This is a genomic window from Vibrio sp. 1F169, from assembly GCF_041439605.1.
GTDB classification, from domain to species: Bacteria; Pseudomonadota; Gammaproteobacteria; order Enterobacterales; family Vibrionaceae; genus Vibrio; species Vibrio tasmaniensis_A.
In genome coordinates this window covers 39,852-56,040 of record NZ_JBGOOI010000029.1, presented here as the reverse complement: position 1 = coordinate 56,040, position 16,189 = coordinate 39,852, and the positions used below count along the sequence as shown (strand labels likewise).

Annotated in this window: 11 protein-coding genes and 2 pseudogenes; 10 read left to right on the top strand and 3 right to left on the bottom strand. The window is 44.7% G+C overall.

Features of this window, described 5'->3' with window-relative positions:
• Positions 1-168 precede the first annotated feature (168 nt).
• Positions 169-1,056, bottom strand: a pseudogene (locus ACED53_RS12960) (mechanosensitive ion channel family protein).
• 1 nt (position 1,057) lies between these two features.
• A pseudogene (locus ACED53_RS12955) lies at positions 1,058-3,401 on the bottom strand (ATP-binding protein).
• A gap of 451 nt (positions 3,402-3,852) precedes the next feature.
• Between ACED53_RS12955 and ACED53_RS12950 the strand changes: the two are divergent.
• On the top strand, positions 3,853-5,436 hold the full coding sequence (locus tag ACED53_RS12950) for an ABC-F family ATPase (protein WP_017100622.1): 1,584 nt from the start codon (positions 3,853-3,855) through the stop codon (positions 5,434-5,436).
• Positions 5,437-5,679: 243 nt separating this feature from the next.
• Here the strand turns inward: ACED53_RS12950 and fdhD are convergent, their stop codons facing one another.
• Entirely contained in the window at positions 5,680-6,501 is an 822-nt protein-coding gene (gene fdhD, locus ACED53_RS12945) for a formate dehydrogenase accessory sulfurtransferase FdhD (RefSeq protein ID WP_009846735.1), read from the bottom strand.
• Positions 6,502-6,873: 372 nt separating this feature from the next.
• Between fdhD and ACED53_RS12940 the strand changes: the two genes are divergently transcribed.
• The 9 genes from ACED53_RS12940 (at position 6,874) to ACED53_RS12900 (ending at position 15,921) form a co-directional block, all read left to right on the top strand.
• A complete protein-coding gene (locus tag ACED53_RS12940) occupies positions 6,874-7,338 on the top strand; it encodes a DUF3305 domain-containing protein (protein WP_017100623.1) in 465 nt (154 codons plus the stop codon).
• Entirely contained in the window at positions 7,328-8,029 is a 702-nt protein-coding gene (locus ACED53_RS12935) for a DUF3306 domain-containing protein (protein ID WP_017100624.1), read from the top strand. The genes ACED53_RS12940 and ACED53_RS12935 overlap by 11 nt, the downstream gene beginning before the upstream one ends.
• A gap of 302 nt (positions 8,030-8,331) precedes the next feature.
• Positions 8,332-9,993: a 4Fe-4S dicluster domain-containing protein gene (locus ACED53_RS12930; RefSeq protein ID WP_017100625.1), complete on the top strand. Its 1,662-nt coding sequence runs from the start codon at positions 8,332-8,334 to the stop codon at positions 9,991-9,993.
• 9 nt (positions 9,994-10,002) lie between these two features.
• Positions 10,003-10,671, top strand: coding sequence for a molecular chaperone (locus ACED53_RS12925; protein ID WP_029225439.1), 669 nt, complete (start codon positions 10,003-10,005; stop codon positions 10,669-10,671).
• A gap of 76 nt (positions 10,672-10,747) precedes the next feature.
• Positions 10,748-10,948, top strand: a complete 201-nt coding sequence (locus ACED53_RS12920) for a twin-arginine translocation signal domain-containing protein (protein WP_029225440.1) — start codon at positions 10,748-10,750, stop codon at positions 10,946-10,948.
• A 10-nt stretch (positions 10,949-10,958) separates the two neighbouring features.
• Positions 10,959-13,814 carry a formate dehydrogenase subunit alpha gene (locus tag ACED53_RS12915; protein WP_009846730.1) on the top strand — a complete coding sequence of 952 codons (2,856 nt, stop codon included), beginning with the start codon at positions 10,959-10,961 and terminating at the stop codon, positions 13,812-13,814.
• Positions 13,815-13,825: 11 nt separating this feature from the next.
• Positions 13,826-14,434 (top strand): formate dehydrogenase FDH3 subunit beta, encoded by a 609-nt coding sequence (gene fdh3B, locus ACED53_RS12910; RefSeq protein ID WP_010440854.1) that lies wholly within the window; start codon positions 13,826-13,828, stop codon positions 14,432-14,434.
• Positions 14,435-14,447: 13 nt separating this feature from the next.
• Positions 14,448-15,521, top strand: a complete 1,074-nt coding sequence (locus ACED53_RS12905) for a formate dehydrogenase subunit gamma (RefSeq protein WP_017100628.1) — start codon at positions 14,448-14,450, stop codon at positions 15,519-15,521.
• The gene (locus ACED53_RS12900) at positions 15,505-15,921 is read left to right on the top strand and encodes a hypothetical protein (RefSeq protein ID WP_010440849.1); all 417 of its coding nucleotides are present in this window, start codon (positions 15,505-15,507) and stop codon (positions 15,919-15,921) included. The genes ACED53_RS12905 and ACED53_RS12900 overlap by 17 nt, the downstream gene beginning before the upstream one ends.
• The last annotated feature ends 268 nt before the right edge of the window (positions 15,922-16,189 follow it).

The window sequence follows — 16,189 nt, the reverse complement described above, 5'->3', positions numbered from 1 at the left end:
ACTACTTCTTCTTGAAGATAAAAGCGGCTTTCCCCGGAAAGCCGCGATGAACCTAGAAAAACACCTCCGCACTTAAGATAAGTTCGGAGGTGTTTTTATTTATGGCCCGTTATTTCAAACAATTACAAGCCATGTCGAACAATTACAAGCGTCTAAAATATGAAAAGCCTAATGCGCTGCCACTGAAATCTTCGGTGGGTTGATGTTGTGCTTCTTAAACTCTTTCATCACACGCAGGGTAATGTCGGTTTCAAACAATTTCTCATACGCGGTGTCCACCACATAAGCCTTACACGTCAACTGTATCGCTAGGTAGTTGTCGGTAATCGTCTGTTTAACCAGAACCGTTACAGGCTTTGGCAAGTGTATGTAACGACTTGAAGACGCGGCTTCTTGAATCAGGTCGCGGGCTAGGGTGATGTCTTCATTCATACCGACGTAAAACGGAATCACCACTTACATGTCCAATGCGCCATAGTTACCACTGGTGGTCACTTCATTTAAGAACTTGTTGTTCGGAATAGTAATGATGTCATCGTTCAGGGTTCTCATTCGTACCGAACGTAAACCAATGGTGATGATGTCGCCGTAGTTGCCTTCGAACGTGACACGGTCACCAACCTGAAACGGTCTGTCAATCATCACAGTGATGCCGGCGATAAACGATGCTGCCAAGTCTTTAAGCGCAAAGCCGACCGACACGGCGAGCGTACCACCAATCAAAGCTAAGATTTGGTCGTTGATTCTAAAGCTCATCATGAACACGATAAGACCGGTGCTCACGTAGATAAAGAACTGAGTAAACGATTGCAGCTTTTGTAGCAGCATTCGATATTGCACGAACTGACTACCAAAACTGGTCACTAACGAATTGATGAACTTAAGCAACAACCACATTGCGGCAATAACGACCATGGAGAAGAACACGCCGCTCCATCGCACCAAGCTCGCTATCTTAGAGATGTTTTCTACGTTAGCTAACTCTTCCGTCGCAAAGGTCGGGAAACTGACAGCACTTGCCAAGCCAACAAATAGTAGGATAAATAACTTCTTCATTTTACTTCACCAGTAGATGTTGACGATCAAGAACGTTAGTAATGTGGCGGAACCAGTGCTCGGAAATTCGAGCCTTTTCTTCATGCCAACCAATATAACCACGGCTTTCAAAGTAACGCAGAATCCCCGTTATCTCTGCCGTGCTCAGCTGTGTACATTCAGACAACACTTCTGGAGAAGCGATTTCCAGTTGTACAATAGAACGAAGTACAGCCAACATAGGTTTAGGCATATTCTCTAGTTCTTGCGCTTCAGGGACATGGAATAAACGTACTACCGCTTGATCGGTATCTTTGTTTCGATTCAAAGAGAGTCGGAAGAAACGCAGCGCAACGGTAGGGTTGCCATCAGAGTAGTGCCACAAAATTCGATAGAAACCTTGGCGTGCACGTTCTTCTTCACTCATATCATCTTGGTCCCATTGCTTAGGGACCACTAAGCCATCAAAAGACAACGGCTTCTCAAGCTCCGTATTGATACGGCTATTTAGAAGTTCACCCACTTGTTTCTCTGTCCAACGCGGAAGGAAGCACACTAAATCAAACAGCAGACGCTCACCACGCGCTCTATCCACAAATCGCCAACTTGATTTGGCGATCGATATCACGACACGGTGGTTCTTTTTAGAACGACGCAGAAGGTTGGTCAAACGAATCAAATCAGACAGACCGCCAACCATTGGTTTCACCAGTCGTTGAGCGTTATCTATCGCGATAAGGTAAGTGGTATAGCTCTTACGAAGGTGCGCTAATATTTGAATTTCAGTCGCTTCTTCTTCCAAGCCGATGCTCACGGCTAGATGTGCCAACAGCTCTTGGTAACCCGCGTAAGGGCAGCTTACATATACGGGCTCAGCGTTAGATACTTTGTGCAGCAAGGTATAAAGCAGCGTTGTCGCGCCCACACCACGCTCACCTGAAACAATACAGATAGCCGGGCTGTCTGACATCAAGTAGCGAGACAGTTGCTTAACCTCGTCACCGGCATAGTCAATTAACGTACTGTCTATATTACCTGGCAGAATGTATTCATAGGTTTGATCGCCTTTGATTCGAACCAAGTTTTGCTGATTCTTATCGAGATCTGACTGCTTAGCCACTTCGATTCTAAACAGATACGCCAAAGCTTGGCTAAACAGCGTGTAGTTAGACAGAAGGGCCATAATTCGGTGTTGGAAGTTGTAAACGCTCAGCCACACGATACCAATGGCTGTCGCCAATATATTAAGTAACAACGTATCCTTACGGTTTACTGCCCAATTCACCCAAACCGGACGATCAGAGATGTGTTGAAGTGTATCGAAGACCTTCGCTCTCCATAATCGGAGTACTGAAACCGTAACCAATACAAACCAGAAAAACAGAGCACTATATATCCAACTATAAATCGTGCCTTTGCCTAGCGTAATACTTGATATTTGCAGAATCACCCCCGCCACAATGAAGCTCCACACGTAACGGCGGATAGTCGATAGGCGCAGCGCGATCACTTCTTGGTTGGATGTACGACCCAAACGGTAGGCAAATTCCAAAATAAAGCTGATGGCAATCGAACCGCCTAGAATCCACCACGTGAAGATCTCCAGGAAAATCAAATGTTGCAGACTAGGGATACTAGAAAGCACTCTCAATGACAATGTGATGGCAATTAGCCAAGCAATCGCACTTTCAGCGCGGCTGATGTACCAAATGACACGAACCAAGAAAGGAGGATTCGTCTTCGCTTCAAGAAAGTTAATTCGAAACAACTCAATCAAGCGAGTGCTGTTAGCAAGCCACCACACTAACGAAATAGATGAACAACACTTTTAACGACGCACCAATCACAGGAACGGGCGAAATAAAGATATCGTTAACTAACGCCTTGAAGCTTCGGATTTGGAAGTATGCAAGATACTCAATATTGAGCTTAGTTAATTCCCATTCTTGCTTAAACTGGGTAACACCATAAGGGCCAAAACCGGTTAAGCGCTCTTTGTTCGCAGAGTTCGTCTGTTCTAGAAGATGTTGTTTACTTACGTTTAAGCTATTCAAAGTGACGTAACTGGTTTGAACCTCAAACCATTGATCGACGTCGTTGTTATCTCTATAAGCTTTTATCTGTTGCTCGAAGATTTTGATTTCCTGCTTTTGAACTCGCAGAACTTCAGCTAACAAGATATTGACTTGGCGTCGGTCCGACGGCTCCATAAAGAGGGGATCGGGTAACGAATCAATTCGAGCATCGAGGTCAACAGCAGAATCGGATACCTGCGGCTGAGATTGTAAGTCATATTCCAAGTTGGCATGACTAGGCCATGAGAGAATGGCTAAAGTGAGGAGTAAGAAGCGCGATAGTGAACGCATAAAAGTCTCTTAGAATTATGAGGTTAGGATTACTATAGTTAGATAATCTTACTTTGTGAAATCCAACCCCGTATCGGGGGCGAGTACTTTATTCCTGTTTCGATCGATTTTGTCATGAAATTGTCAGGGATTAGGCTAGTCTTGGCTATGTCTGTGCCTGCTTTGATCGGGTTGGTTTTACTGTAACTAATCAGCATACGATATATCCAATGGTCGGCATGATTTGGGATGTTATATCTCTCCCATTTTAGGCCGCCGTTTGATATTTTGTTTTCCCTGAAAATCAGCGGCTTTTCGTCGATAAATAGAAAATCAAAAGTGTGAGTCAGCTCAAACTATGATTTGGTTGGGTTATCACTCACTTAATAGCGGGTAATTGCAATCAAGACTTGCAGTTAAAGCCCCGAACAAGTAACGTTGCGGCGTTTTTCACATTAAAAAGGTAACGGCATTGATCTCCACAGCAAATATCACCCAACAATTCGGCGCTAAGCCACTTTTCGAAAATATTTCAGTTAAGTTCGGCGAAGGCAACCGCTACGGTTTAATCGGCGCGAATGGCTGTGGTAAATCGACGTTCATGAAGATCCTATCTGGTGAACTTGAGCCAAGTGCTGGTAACGTAAGCTACGATCCAAACGAGCGCGTAGCTAAACTAAACCAAGACCAATTTGCTTACGAAGAATTCACGGTAATCGACACGGTTATCATGGGTCACAAAGAGCTTTGGGCTATTAAGCAAGAGCGTGACCGCATTTACTCTTTGCCTGAAATGAGCGAAGAAGACGGCATGAAGGTAGCTGATCTTGAAGTTCAGTTCGCTGAAATGGACGGTTACATGGCAGAAGCGAAAGCGGGTGAACTTCTTCTTGCGGTAGGTATTGAAGAATCTATGCACTTCGGTCTAATGAGCGAAGTAGCACCAGGTTGGAAACTTCGTGTTCTATTGTCTCAAGTACTGTTTGCAGACCCGCATATCATGCTTCTTGACGAACCAACGAACAACCTGGACATGGACACCATCAAGTGGTTGGAAGATACGCTAAACCAACGTAACTGCACAATGATCATCATTTCGCACGACCGTCACTTCCTAAACTCTGTTTGTACACACATGGCTGACCTTGATTACGGCGAACTTCGTCTATTCCCTGGTAACTACGATGAGTACATGACAGCTGCGACACAAGCTCGTGAGCGTCTACTGTCTGACAACGCTAAGAAGAAAGCACAAATTGCTGAACTTCAAACGTTCGTATCTCGTTTCTCTGCTAACGCATCTAAAGCGAAGCAAGCAACGTCTCGTGCTAAGCAGATCGATAAGATTCAACTAGACGAAGTTAAAGCATCTAGCCGTCAAAACCCATTCATCCGTTTCGAACAGTCTAAAGAGCTATTCCGTAACGCACTTGTGGTTGAAAACCTATCTCAAGGTTTTGAAGAAGACCTATACAACAAGTTCGACGGTATTTTCGAAGTAGGTGAGCGTGTTGCTATCATCGGTGAGAACGGTGTGGGTAAAACAACGCTACTGAACACACTAGCTGGCGCTCTTGAGCCACGTACTGGTGAGTACAAGTGGTCTGAAAACTCAAACATCGGTTACTACGCTCAAGATCACGCACACGATTTCGAGATAGACATGAACTTGTTTGATTGGATGAGCCAATGGCGCCAAGAAGGCGAAGACGAGCAAGTTGTTCGTGGTTTCCTAGGTCGTATGCTATTTGGTCAAGACGACATTAAGAAATCTGTAAAGGTTATCTCTGGTGGTGAACAAGGTCGTATGCTTCTTGGTAAGATCATGATGCACAAGCCAAACATCCTGCTTATGGATGAACCAACGAACCACATGGATATGGAATCTATCGAAGCGCTTAACTTGGCTCTTGAGAACTACAAAGGCACATTGTTCTTCGTATCTCACGACCGTGTATTCGTAGACTCGCTTGCAACTCGTATCCTTGAAATCAAAGATGGCAAGATCAACGATTTCCGCGGTACTTACGCTGAGTTCTTGAAAGCACGCGGCTAAGCTTTAAGTTAGCCTTAGTTTTCAACTCAATGCGTTGGAAATTCAGGCATAAGCTATAAACTGAAAATTAAAAATTAAAAACGCCGTCATACTGAAAAGCATGACGGCGTTTTTGTATCTTGTATCTAGCTAAGTTTCTATGTATCTATCCTTGAAGGGTCACTAACTCTTTACATCAGAACTTTACAATTAGAAGCGGTTAGTGAATCTCCAATCGAACCTACGCTTTTTTCCGACTGCTGATTATTCACCTTTCACATCAAATTCAATCTTCTCTGCGCCAGTGAACACTTGGAAACGCAGGCCTTTAGCGCGAGCAATGGTCGTGATACCAAATTGCTGAGCCAAGTCTAAACCCATTTGCGTTACGCCTGAACGTGATAACAGAACAGGAATACCCATCTGCGCCACTTTGATGACCATTTCAGAAGTCAGGCGGCCAGTAGTGTAAAAAATCTTATCTTCACCAGACTCTTTGTTAAGCCACATCTCACCGGCCAACGTATCTACCGCATTGTGACGGCCAACATCTTCAACAAACGATAGAACCTTGTCGTCTTTGCAAACCGCGCAACCATGTACCGCGCCAGCTTTCTTGTACGTGTCGTTGTAATGAGTCAGTGCTTCTAAAGCCGTGTAAATTTCAGATTGCTTAATTTTGGTCTGAGGCACTTGGTAATCTTCCAACTGCTTCATCACGTTACCAAACATGGTGCCCTGACCACAGCCAGAGGTCACCGTCTTCTTCTTAAGCGCTTGCTCAAGCTGGCTCGTATCTTCATTGGTAATGACCGCTGCAGAGCTGGTTTCCCAATCGATGATGATAGATTCAACTGCTTCAGGGTCAGAAAGGAAGCTTTGGTTCTTCAAATAACCCAAGACTAAAGATTCAGGACGCGAGCCGAGCGTCATCAGGGTTACGATCTCTTTCCAGTTCAACATGACGGTAAGAGGGCGTTCACAAGCGATCTGTTTGGTTAGCTTCTCACCATATTCATCAAACACTTCAACTTCGATTGTTTGAAGTGGGTTTTCACTAGTTTTTATTATGTTTGGTTTTACCACAGTCACGTCCTACTTAATGAGATAGCGATTTAAAGAGATAAGAAGTTAACAAGAGGGTCTAACGCCGATCTTGTTCATCGATTCTTTAACTCATGCTTAAAGCAAATCTTATTCCAAAATAACGGGTATTCAGGAAAACATGAAGCATTTGATTAAAATAGCGCAAAATATGGGAGTTCACCGAGTGGAGTTGTCTGAATTTACGTGTATCGACTACCGTTATAGATACGACTCAATAACGAAAGTCATCATGTAAGATGGTAAAAGTTAACGTGTATTGGCGTGTTTATTGCTTTATAGCGCTTATAGGATTGAGCTAAGTACAAAATGTCCTAAGCACATTCAGGCCAAAGAAAATCAATTGGGTGAAGTATGTCTGAGATAAAAGAATTCAAAGAACAATATGAAAAAACAGAAGCAGCTTGGCCAATAGGTGTCCAAAGAATAGAGAAAGAGATCAAAACAGGTATCTGGGTAACCACTCAATGGGAATTGACGGGGTTTGAACTGTCACCAGAAGATGACGCCCCAGACGTTTGTTTACTTCAATTACATAAAGATGAACGTACAGACTATCGATTCAACCTAAGCTCTCAGCAACCTAAGCTTTTCTTAGTAATGGATAATGTCGATTCTGATGTTAAGCCCGTCATTCAGTTACTTACTGCCTCACAAACCGTTGCAGGGCAATACATGGACGGTGACAACCAAGTACTTTCCTACGACATTCCATTACCAGTACAAGCTTGGATGGAAGCGTTCATCGGTCGTCATGGCGAGTTATTAGAAACAAGACGTAAGAAACGCAAAGGCGCGGGAAGATCAAATGGCAACTAACTTCTTTAGCCGTTGGTCTCAACGAAAGCTTGATGAATCCACTGACGAACCTTTGGAAGTAGAGCAAACACTGGAAGCACCAGAACTTACTTCTTCTGATTCTTCATCTTCTGAGATTTCGCCTGCTGAGCTTTCGTCTGCTGATCTTTCGTCTGAAATGGAAGCAGCAGCGCCTCAGTCTTTAGAGACTGAAACTTTAGAAACCAATGAAGAAGTTCATGTTGCTGACGTTCAAGATCCCGCACCAGAAGCCACTGAAGATTTGTCTGTTGCCCAATTATTGGTATCAGAAGCCTCTGAAAGCGTAAAAAAAGCCGCATTGCGTAAACTATTCCTCTCAGAAGAGTTCAACGTTCGTGATGGTTTAGATGATTACGACGACGATTACAGCAATTTGAAGTCTCTGTCTGAAGGAGTTGCAGAAACTCTTCGCGATTGGGTAAAAGACAAGACAGAAGAAGACACAGTAAACGAACCTGAACAAGTCGCTGATAATGAAGAAGAAACTTTGATTGATGAGGTTGATAACTCTATTAATGAAGCCGAAGAGACCGAGTCAGAATTCAGTGAAAGTGACGAAATTGCGGGTGAAGAAAAAGGACTGTATAAAAACACAGTGACCGATAATAAAGCTACAATGTCAGACGAAGCTGACCTGACAGAGGTGGGACAAAATATACCACACAAATAATAGGTACATTTTGACTAAACACTCAATGAACCGCTTGCGACAAAATGTCCCAAGCGGTTTTTTTATACGTACAATAAACGCTACAAAGCATTAAAGTACTGATACATAAGGATTATTAAATTGGCATGGCATTTGCTAAATAACGTTCATTATCAACTTTTTTGTAGATAGACGAGTTCATGGTCTAACGAATGGCACACTAGCTAAAGAGTTAGTTGTTAACGGATTACTCAGCAAGTTCTCTATCGCTTACTACAATGAAGGTTGAACAGATTATCCATGTCCATAGATGGAACTGAGCAATGCTTAAACAATTATTAGAACAAGCAACTTCAAATAACGCTAAAGCAAGACTGTATGCATTTGAAAATACAGTAGAGTTAACAAATCTGATTCCACCTACTGTTAGCTACGAAAGCGGCGGTAATACACTTGTTATTGGTCCAACTGCGATCATTGAAAGTGCTGCGGCGCAATTACCTCAATTAACGAGCTTAACCTTATTGTCAACAGACGGCGAAAAGGGCACAAACCCAGAACTGTACTTCGCAAATTCGGTTCAAGTATCCGGTTTCCTTGGCACGTTTGAAGTCGTGATTGAGAGTAAAGGCACATCAAGCAACTTGGCAAAAGTGGCTATTAATCACGATTGTTTCGATGTGGTTTTAGACCTTTGTCTGAATAGCTGCATGACAGAAGAAGTGCCTGTACCGGGTTATTACCCAGTGGGCCGAGGCTATCCAAAACTGGCCGAAGCACTGGAAGAGATTCCAACGCTAATGGGCACATTTGATAAGCCTAAGTTCTTCCGTTTAGACACTGACCTTTGTGCGCACAGTTCTCGTGGCGTAAAAGGGTGCGAACGTTGTGTTGATGCTTGTCCTGCTGGCGCGCTATCAAGTGAAGGGTCAGACAAGACAGGTCACAAGATCGAGATTAACCCTTACCTATGTCAGGGCGTTGGGACTTGTGCAACAAGCTGTCCTACAGAAGCGATTACCTATGCGCTTCCAAATCCTGACGATACGCAAAAGTTCATTGAACGTACGCTAGCTAACTATGAACATGCAGGCGGTCTGGACCCAATCGTACTTATCTGTAGCTCACGTCATGAAACTTACAACGTGATGGCTCTTAAAGCGCTACCAGATAACGTGATTCCAATCGTTGTTGAAGAATTGCCTTCTATTGGTATTGATACTTGGTTTGCAGCGTTAGTGAATGGCGCAACTCAGGTTCTGTTTGCTGCTTCTCGCTTTATGCCAGAGACGATCATTCGTGTCCTAAATAACGAAGTAGGGATCGCTCAAGAGTTACTAGACCAAATCGGTGTTCCAAAAGAAACCATCGATATACTGTATTTAGAATCTCTATGTGAAGGTCCTCCAACACTGTGTGTTGATTCATTCGATCTTGCACTTGGCGATCTTCAAGGCAATAAACGTCAACGCCTATTCACAGCACTTGACGCGATGTCTTCATCTCGTATTCCTGTTGAAAACATTGTAGAGCTCCCTTCGAATGCGCCATACGGCACGGTTTCGTGTGAAAGCAAAGATTGTACTTTGTGTATGAGCTGTGTGGCTGTGTGTCCAACACGTGCGCTGCATACCGATGGTGCCTCTCCATCACTTAAGTTTGTAGAGCAAGACTGTATTCAATGTGGTCTGTGTGAAAAGGCATGTCCTGAGAATGTTCTGACTCTGACTCCTCGTATGAATTGGGTGAAAGAAGAACGTCAGAAGGCTGTTGTGATTCATGAAGAGAAAGCAGCGGAATGTTTACGTTGTCATAAACCATTCGCACCGCAGTCTATGATTGACATGTTACAAAATAAGTTACGCGGTCACTCTCATTTCTCAGATGAGACAGCAATTAATCGTATTGCGATGTGTGAAGACTGCCGTGTGGTAGACATGTTCGATTCAATGGCTCAAGACCCATTGAAACAATTGAAATACTAGGAGTTGGCCTTGGATACTAATTTGGATCAGGCACAAGAGCCTGAGCTCGCAAAAGAATTAAAGCAAGAACAGACACTAAGAACTGAAATCTATCTGGTTCTTTCTGCATTGTTTCGTAGCGCACCTTCTGAAGAGGTGATCGACTTTCTAAAGACACTAGACATTGAAGCGTCTGAAAGTGCGATGCAAAAGGCTTGGATTGCGATTCAACAAGCAGCAACTGAATCAAACCGCGAAGCACTAGAAGATGAATATCAGAATCTTTTCATTGGCATTGGTCGTGGGGAGATTGTTCCATTTGGATCTTGGCACAGAACAGGATCGATGATGGAAAAACCATTAGCTGAGATCCGTCACGATCTTGAATTGCTTGGCATTGAACGTGATGAGCAGGTTAAAGAGCCTGAAGATCATATCGCGGCTCTTTGTGAAGTAATGGCGATGCTAACCGATGAAGAAGACGCGCTACAACAAGCCGTTTTCAATAAACATATCGGGCCTTGGTTTAACTCTTTTACACGTCAGCTTGAAAGTGCAGAAAGTGCGAACTTCTACAAATCAGCAGCACAGCTATGTGAAGCATTCTTAACGTTGGAGCAGGTTCGTTTCAGCGTGAATACAAAAAGCAGTAAACACAAATTAAAGATTGATGTGAAAAACGTCACTGATTACGAGTAATCGAGCAGTACGCGATTATATCGATAGAGGGGCATGAAGCCTCCAAAAAGATCTACCGCAAGGTAAGGAAGCAATGATGAAAGATAACAAAGAAATAGATACAAGCCGTAGAGACTTACTCAAAAGTTTAACGACTGCAGCCGTTGCTGGTGCCGTTGTCGCTGGTACAACGAAAGTGGCAACTGCTTCAGAAACGGTTGAAATGCCGAAAGAAGACGTGAAGAAGACGGGCTATCGTGAAACGCAACATATTCGCGATTACTACGACACACTTTAGGAGATAACGGATGAAACTTGTCAAACGCTCCGATAGTGTGAGCAAAGAAACCAATCAGCTAGGTGTGTCTCGTCGCGCCTTCATGAAAAACACTTCACTTGCTGCTGGTGGCGCGGTTGTAGGCGCAAGTCTATTCGCACCAGGCATGATGAAGAAAGCACAGGCTAAATCTGTCGATCCAGAAGCGAAAACAGAAGTGAAACGTACAATCTGTTCTCACTGTTCTGTGGGTTGTGGTATCTACGCTGAAGTTCAAAATGGCGTATGGACAGGTCAAGAACCTGCATTCGATCACCCATTTAATGCTGGTGGACACTGCGCGAAAGGTGCAGCACTGCGTGAGCACGGCCACGGTGAACGTCGTCTTAAGTACCCAATGAAATTGGAAGGCGGTAAGTGGAAGAAGCTTTCTTGGGAACAAGCGATTGAAGAGATCGGTAACAAGGCGCTAGAACTTCGTAAAGAATCTGGCCCTGATTCGGTTTACTTCCTAGGTAGTGCAAAACACAGTAACGAGCAAGCTTATGCATTCCGTAAGATGGCGTCTTTGTGGGGAACAAACAACGTTGACCACCAAGCGCGTATTTGTCACTCAACCACAGTAGCCGGTGTAGCAAACACTTGGGGTTACGGTGCGATGACAAACTCGTTCAATGACATGCACAACTGTAAATCGATGCTGTTCATTGGTTCAAACCCTGCAGAAGCTCACCCAGTAGCAATGCAGCACATCCTAATCGCGAAAGAGAAGAACAACTGTAAGATCGTTGTGGCAGATCCTCGTCGTACGCGTACGGCTGCGAAATCTGATCACTATGTTTCTCTACGCCCGGGGTCAGACGTTGCGTTTATCTGGGGTGTGCTATGGCATGTCTTTGCCAATAAGTGGGAAGACAAAGAATTCATCCGCCAACGTGTATTTGGCATGGACGAGATCCGTGAAGAAGTCGCGAAGTGGAGTCCAGCAGAAGTTGAACGCGTGACAGGCGTAAGCGAAGAAGACGTTTACCACACAGCAAAACTGCTTTCTGAGAACCGTCCAGGTTGTATCGTTTGGTGTATGGGTGGTACTCAACACACGACGGGTAACAACAACACACGAGCTTACTGTGTACTTGAGCTCGCGCTGGGTAACATCGGTAAATCAGGCGGCGGTGCAAACATCTTCCGTGGTCACGATAATGTACAAGGCGCAACTGACCTTGGCGTACTGTCTGACACACTTCCAGGTTACTACGGCTTATCTGAAGGTTCTTGGCGCCACTGGTCTAAAGTTTGGGACATCGACTTTGACTGGGTGAAAGGACGTTTCGACGACAACGCATACGGCGGTCAAAAACCAATGAACAGTGCAGGTATTCCTGTATCTCGTTGGGTTGATGGCGTACTTGAAGACAAAGACAAGATCCGTCAGCGCGAAAACATCCGCGCGATGTTCTACTGGGGTCACGCGGTGAACTCTCAGACTCGTGGTCCAGAGATGAAGAAGGCGATGCAAAAGCTGGATATGATGGTTATCGTTGACCCATACCCAACAGTTGCAGCAGTAATGAACGATCGCACAGATGGCGTTTACTTGCTTCCAGCAACCACTCAATTTGAAACCTACGGCAGTGTAACGGCATCAAACCGTTCTCTACAGTGGCGCGACAAGGTTGTTGATCCTCTGTTCGAATCTAAGCCTGATCACGAAATCATGTACCTTCTTTCTAAGAAACTTGGTTTCTCTGATCAACTGTTCAAAAACATCCGTGTTGAGAACAACCAACCATTGATTGAAGACATCACTCGTGAATTCAACAAAGGTATGTGGACGATCGGCTATACAGGTCAAAGCCCAGAACGTTTGAAAGAACACCAACAAAACTGGCACACGTTCCACAAAACAACGCTTGCTGCAGAAGGCGGCCCAGCGAATGGCGAGACTTACGGTCTTCCTTGGCCATGCTGGGGCAACCCAGAGATGAAACACCCAGGTACGCATATCCTTTACGATACGTCTAAACCTGTTGCTGAGGGCGGCGGTAACTTCCGTACTCGTTTCGGTGTCGAATTTGAAGGTCAAAGTCTATTGGCTGAAGACAGCTACTCAAAAGGCAGCGAAATCAAAGATGGTTACCCAGAATTCAGTGACAAACTGCTGAAACAACTGGGTTGGTGGGACGATCTAACCGCAGAAGAGAAAGCTTCAGCGGAAGGTAAGAACTGGAAGACTGACGTTTCTGGTGGTATCCAGCGTGTGGCTATCAAACATGGTTGTATCCCGTTTGGTAATGCGAAAGCACGTGCGATTGTTTGGACATTCCCAGACCGCGTACCACTGCACCGTGAACCACTTTACACGCCACGTCGTGATCTTGTTGCAGACTACCCAACATGGGATGACAAGGAAGCAATCTTCCGTGTTCCTACGTTGTACAAATCAATTCAAGACCAAGACAAGTCTGCTGAATACCCAATCATTCTGACTTCTGGTCGTCTGGTTGAGTACGAAGGTGGTGGTGAAGAAACACGTTCAAACCCATGGCTAGCGGAACTACAACAAGAGATGTTTGTTGAAGTGAACCCGAAAGACGCAAACGACATTGGCTTCAAAGATGGCGATGATGTTTGGGTTGAAGGTGCTGAGAAAGGCCGCATCAAGGTGAAAGCGATGGTTACTCGTCGTGTTAAACCGGGTTTAGCGTTCTTGCCGTTCCACTTCGGTGGTAAGTTTGAAGGTGAAGACTTACGTTCTAAATACCCAGAAGGCTCTGATCCTTACGTTATTGGCGAAGCTGCCAATACAGCAACCACATATGGTTACGACCCTGTCACGTTGATGCAGGAAACGAAAGTAACCCTTTGTAATATTCGTAAAGCGTAAGGAGTCTTAAAATGGCTAGAATGAAATTTCTTTGTGACACCAAACGTTGTATCGAATGTAACGGTTGTGTCACTGCATGTAAGAACGAAAATGATGATGCTCTGGAGTGGGGTATTCAACGCCGCCGCGTTGTGACACTGAACGATGGTGAACCGGGTGAAAACTCTATCTCAGTCGCATGTATGCACTGTACTGATGCCCCTTGTATGGCAGTTTGCCCAGCAGACTGTTTTGAACATACAGAAGACGGCATCGTACTTCACAATAAAGATCTATGTATCGGTTGTGGTTACTGCTTGTTTGCTTGTCCGTTTGGCGCACCTCAATTCCCTAAACAGGAAGCCTTTGGTGAGCGCGGTAAAATGGACAAATGTACCTTCTGTGCTGGCGGCCCTGAAACAGAACCTGGTTCTGTGGAAGAGCGTCAGAAGTACGGTGCGAACCGTATTGCTGAAGGTAAGCTACCAATGTGTGCTTCGCTTTGTTCAACAAAAGCGCTGCTTGCAGGTGATGCTGAGCAAGTCTCTGATATCTTCCGTCAGCGTGTTGTAGAACGCGGTGCGAAAGGTGCTGGTTGGACAGACGGCAACGACCTTTCTTACGATGCGATGAAGAGCTAGTTAGGAGAGACATATGCTTACAATGTTTAAGCGTCTCTTCCTTGTTGTGCTGCCGATGTTGGCAGCACTAACAATGCTGTCTCCTTTGAGTCATGCATCTGAGACGAACTCATCACAAACTCAATCGAGCTCTGCTGAAAGAGAAATCACACAACTTGCTGGCGCTGATTTTTGGCGACAAGTAAGAAACGGTGAGGAAGGTTACACCACATCTCAATCTGCTGAGCACGGTGTGTTAATCAGTACGCCCGGGCAAACGTGGTACATATTGAAAGAGAAGTGGATGTCGCCAGCCGGTGCCGTCGCTATCTTTGGCAGTATTGCTTTCGTTACTCTAATGTACGTTGTGATTGGCCCATTAATGCTGAGTGCGCCAAGAACTGGCCGTAAGATCAAGCGTTGGTCTCGACTGGATCGTGCGTTGCACTGGAGCATGGCGTTTACTTTCTTAACGCTCGTGTTCAGTGGTTTGATGTTGGTTTACGGCAAGCACTTTTTGAAGCCGTATATTCCAACTGACCTTTGGGGCTTTATCGTTCTATTGGCGAAGCAATACCACAACTACATCGGCCCGATTTTCTATGTGCTATTGATGGCTGTTCTTATCAAGTGGTGGCGCAAGTCGATCTTCAAAATGGTCGATATTCAGTGGTTCATCAAACTAGGCGGCATGGTAGGGAAACACAAAGGTTCTCATCCATCGGCAGAGTTTTCGAACGCGGGTGAAAAAGCGCTGTTCTGGCTATTGATTGTAATGGGTAGTGTCGCTGCGATCAGTGGCTTGGTTTTAGACTTCCCAATCTTCGGTCAAACGCGTCGTGATATGGAGCTTTCAAACCTAGTCCACATGTTGGCTGCTTTGATCCTTATCTGTGGTTTCGTGTTCCACATCTACATCGGCCTGTTCGGTATGGAAGGCGCACTAGAGGGTATGGTAACAGGCGAAGTCGATGAAACTTGGGCTAAAGAACACCATGACCTTTGGTACAAAGAAGTGATGGAACAAGAGAAAAACGGCGTTGAACAAAGCGCTAACGTAGCAACAGAGAAAATGGAAGGGGTGAATAAGAATGAACAAACCTCATAAGGGTATTTGGGTTGCTTACATCCTAAGCTGCTTTACACCATTTACTTGTCTTCTCTCTGGTGTGATTGCCATTATCTACGCGGGCTATCGTTTAGATAAAGGCGAAGACGGCGAAGTAGTGGATACCCATTACTACGGCTTGATTCGCTCGTTCTTCTTGAACCTGACGTTTTTTGTTGTGCTTATCGTCACGGTAGCGACATCTAACGGCGTGTTGATCGGTGTGAACGATTACTGGTATCAAAACCATATTATCGATGACATCGCTTACTACATTCCATATGTAGGCATGTTATTTGGTGGTGTGGCGATTGTGGTTTGGTTTATTCGTATGTATCAAGGCATGCAGCGTTTAAGTCAAAACCTACCGCAAAACCCGACAACAGGTCCAAACCTTTAAGCGTTTAAATGTAAGCCGTTTGGGTTACCAAACTCGATAGTAACTCTTTGCGATGAGTTAACTGTAATCAGAGAAAGACCTTAAAAGCCCAGTGATTCATTTCACTGGGCTTTTTGTCGTTTGGGCGCTAGATAACTGATCTAAAACCTTATATTGACCGCATCAATATGGTGCAATTCCCTCAATTGGTGCAATCAGTTATCGAATATTGTCTCTCTCTGAGAACCAATAAAGTGCACCTAAGAAATTAACCACAAAGAATCAATAA

Coding starts and splice junctions, on each gene's coding strand:
- ACED53_RS12940 (WP_017100623.1), top strand. CDS start 6,874: ATGTCTGAGATAAAAGAATTCAAAGAACAATATGAAAAAACAGAAGCA.
- ACED53_RS12935 (WP_017100624.1), top strand. CDS start 7,328: ATGGCAACTAACTTCTTTAGCCGTTGGTCTCAACGAAAGCTTGATGAA.
- ACED53_RS12930 (WP_017100625.1), top strand. CDS start 8,332: ATGCTTAAACAATTATTAGAACAAGCAACTTCAAATAACGCTAAAGCA.
- ACED53_RS12920 (WP_029225440.1), top strand. CDS start 10,748: ATGAAAGATAACAAAGAAATAGATACAAGCCGTAGAGACTTACTCAAA.
- ACED53_RS12915 (WP_009846730.1), top strand. CDS start 10,959: ATGAAACTTGTCAAACGCTCCGATAGTGTGAGCAAAGAAACCAATCAG.
- fdh3B (WP_010440854.1), top strand. CDS start 13,826: ATGGCTAGAATGAAATTTCTTTGTGACACCAAACGTTGTATCGAATGT.
- ACED53_RS12905 (WP_017100628.1), top strand. CDS start 14,448: ATGCTTACAATGTTTAAGCGTCTCTTCCTTGTTGTGCTGCCGATGTTG.
- ACED53_RS12900 (WP_010440849.1), top strand. CDS start 15,505: ATGAACAAACCTCATAAGGGTATTTGGGTTGCTTACATCCTAAGCTGC.